The 236-nt window shown below is 68.6% G+C and carries 1 pseudogene; it reads left to right on the top strand.

Annotation, left to right across the window (positions count from 1 at the left end):
* Window positions 1–236 (top strand): annotated as a pseudogene (locus tag ACYQ0J_RS13685) (hypothetical protein); the annotation flags it as partial.

Here is a 236-nt window from a genome sequence, read left to right as displayed (position 1 = left end):
TCTCGGACTTTTGCTTGGGTTTTCGTTACTCCCTGGCGAAGCCGAAAACCCGTTAGCTATAGACTCTCTCACCGCCCTCCTCCGGGCCCGCCCCGCCGAGCGCCGGACCCTGGTGGAGGCCCTCGCCCTCTCCCTGGCCCGGGAGTTCCGGGATCCTGGGAGCGTGCGCTTCTACGCCTGGGTGCTGTGGGGTGCCCTCCGGGCCGAGCTCTACGGCCTGATGGAGGGGGCCCTGG

The sequence above is a fragment of the Thermus sp. FJN-A genome (assembly GCF_054655095.1).
The sequence above is the reverse complement of the archived record's forward strand: the minus strand, read 5'-3'. Positions and strand labels throughout refer to the sequence as shown.